Annotated in this window: 3 protein-coding genes; all 3 read left to right on the top strand. The window is 48.1% G+C overall.

The genetic code is table 11. The features are described from left to right. On the top strand, positions 1-1,087 hold a 1,087-nt coding region (locus MKMG_RS11260), incomplete at its 5' end, for a methyl-accepting chemotaxis protein (RefSeq protein ID WP_254059179.1). A gap of 16 nt (positions 1,088-1,103) precedes the next feature. Beyond that, the gene (locus MKMG_RS11255; protein ID WP_165078032.1) at positions 1,104-1,577 is read left to right on the top strand and encodes a chemotaxis protein CheW; all 474 of its coding nucleotides are present in this window, start codon (positions 1,104-1,106) and stop codon (positions 1,575-1,577) included. A 690-nt stretch (positions 1,578-2,267) separates the two neighbouring features. After that, positions 2,268-2,414 (top strand): ParA family protein (locus tag MKMG_RS11250; RefSeq protein ID WP_165078034.1); only part of this gene is annotated, 147 nt, incomplete at its 3' end.

Raw genomic sequence — 2,414 nt, 5'->3', positions numbered from 1 at the left:
GTGTATTGATGCGATCAACCTGCTTGTGGTGGACACAAATGTGCTGGTGGACGCCGCCACAGCAGGCAGACTCACCGCCCGTGCCGACGTCTCACAGCATGCGGGTGACTTCGCAAAGATTGTGAAAGGCATTAACCAGACCCTTGATGTAATAAACAAGCCGTTCCGTGAAATGAATGCCGCAATTGCACAGCTGGATGTAACTACCAATGAGACAACCCAGGGTGCCGACGAGATTGCAAAGGCAGTCGAGCAGGTTGCGGTGACCGGTCAGCTCTGTGCCGACCTTGGCAACTCGCTCATCACCCAGATCGAAAGAGTCGACCGGCAGGTTAGTGATCTCTCGGCAAGTAACGAGGAGATCGCAAGCACCTCGCAGGAGGTGCACGAACATGCGGTGCAGACCGCTGAAATTGGTGAGAGGGCCCAGAAACTCGGTGCCGAGGCGAACGCCAAGATGAATGTCGTCGAAGAGATTGCAAAGCAGAGCGTGGACGGGATTGAGCATCTCAACAGTCGGATGCAGGAGATCGACAATGTCGTCAAGCAGGTCAATGACATTACAAACCAGATCAACCTGCTTGCGCTCAACGCGGCTATTGAAGCGGCCAGAGCGGGTGAACACGGCCGTGGATTCGCGGTGGTTGCCGGGGAAGTCCGGAACCTTGCCGTGGAGGCCAAGGCGGCGACCGGGCAGATCGATCAGGTGGTTGCGGGTGTCCAGGCAATAAGCGCAAAGACTGCTGAGGCGATGGGTTCTGCCCACGCTGAGATCGGTTCAGGCGTAGCGAGTGTTAACGAAACTATTGCGGCGCTCAACGAGATCGTGAAGGGGTCCCAGGATATGAGGGTGAATATTGACGAGATTGCCAAAGCTATTGAGGATCAGGCGAACATGGCGAACCACATTGTCGAGGCGATGGAAGAGAGCAGTCGTCTGACCCGTGAGAACCAGGGGCAGGTGGAGGAGCTTGCTTCGCTTGCCGAAGAAGCGAGCGCCTCAACCGAGGAAATTGGCAGCTCCATCCACGGGGTGAAGGACATGGCCGTTGATCTCAGGCGGACCATGGATAAGTTTGAGGTTTAAATCCGGGTGACTGAATATGGCGACAATTGATGTGGTGGAATTCGATATCGGGGGCGAACATTACGCCTTCGATATCAACCTTGCGCGGGAGATTGTGGAGATGATACCGATCACACCCATCCCCGGCGCACCACCGTATATAGCAGGGATCATCAACCTTCGGGGTGAGATAACCAATGTCATCCGAATAAACGAGCTTCTTTCACTCAAAGAGGGAAAAAAAGTCGAGGATCAGAAGATCATTGTGCTCGTCTCCAATGGGAACGAAGGGTCAGGTATCGGGATCATTGTTGACGAGGTGCACTCTGTCAACGCGGTCTCCGAAGATGATATCGAGCAGTTAGGGGATAATATATCATCCGATATCAATGGATTTATCAAGGGGATTATTATGGTCAGGGATGTTGAAAACAGCGGGAAAGATGGACTGGTGATCTGGCTTGATATGGAGAAGATCCTCGGTGACCTTATTACGAGGCATCAGGGATAGTCGCGTATCGGAGTGATTTCCAGCGCCTTATCCGGGGCATTGAGGATGTAATGTCTTCATCCACTGCTCAACGATGATAAAAAAAATGATATCCCGCGGCGTATCCTTTCTCTGGATGTACATAAATAGTATAAATCCCTGGATGTGGTCTCTGGACAGAGCCCTGCATATACCATATGCCGGAGATATAATGCAGGAAATAGACATCTGTTTCTGAGTGACCAGAACCGATGTTTGTTCACTGTTACTTTTTTTACCATCTGATTCGAAGACCATTTTCTGCCTGAATGGATCTTGTTTCAGCGAAACAACGGGAGATTATGATGGGCGATATGCCAATTCGTACATTCAGATCACATTTAGCTACATATTGGATACTTGTAAAATCAATCTGATATTATTCGTGATCTGCGATATTTTTGTAAGCTGAAGTCTAATATAAAATAATTGTATTTGGTATGTGCCATTCATATGTGGTTGTTGTTCATTTTTATGGGTCTGTATTTAGTATTTTGCATATTGCTGAAATAAAATTATGGAGTAATTCAAACCAATAAATGATTTTTACGTTAATAAACAGTAATTTCTGTTAATTCGAATAAGTTACATCGAACATACAATCTATATAGCTTCCCCATCCAATTCTAAAAAATCCTAAAAATAATTGAGATTAATAATGAGGTGTAAATAATTTTGATTGTAACCTTTGCCCACCATAAAGGTGGTACCGGAAAGACGACGTCATGTTTAAATATTGCCGGATATCTGCACGAATGCGGCAGGCGTGTGCTGGTCATTGACTGTGATCCGCAGGCAAATGCGACGTCCGGGCTTGGC

Source organism: Methanogenium sp. MK-MG (assembly GCF_009914725.1).
Taxonomy (GTDB): domain Archaea; phylum Halobacteriota; class Methanomicrobia; order Methanomicrobiales; family Methanomicrobiaceae; genus Methanogenium.
The sequence above is the reverse complement of the archived record's forward strand: the minus strand, read 5'-3'. Positions and strand labels throughout refer to the sequence as shown.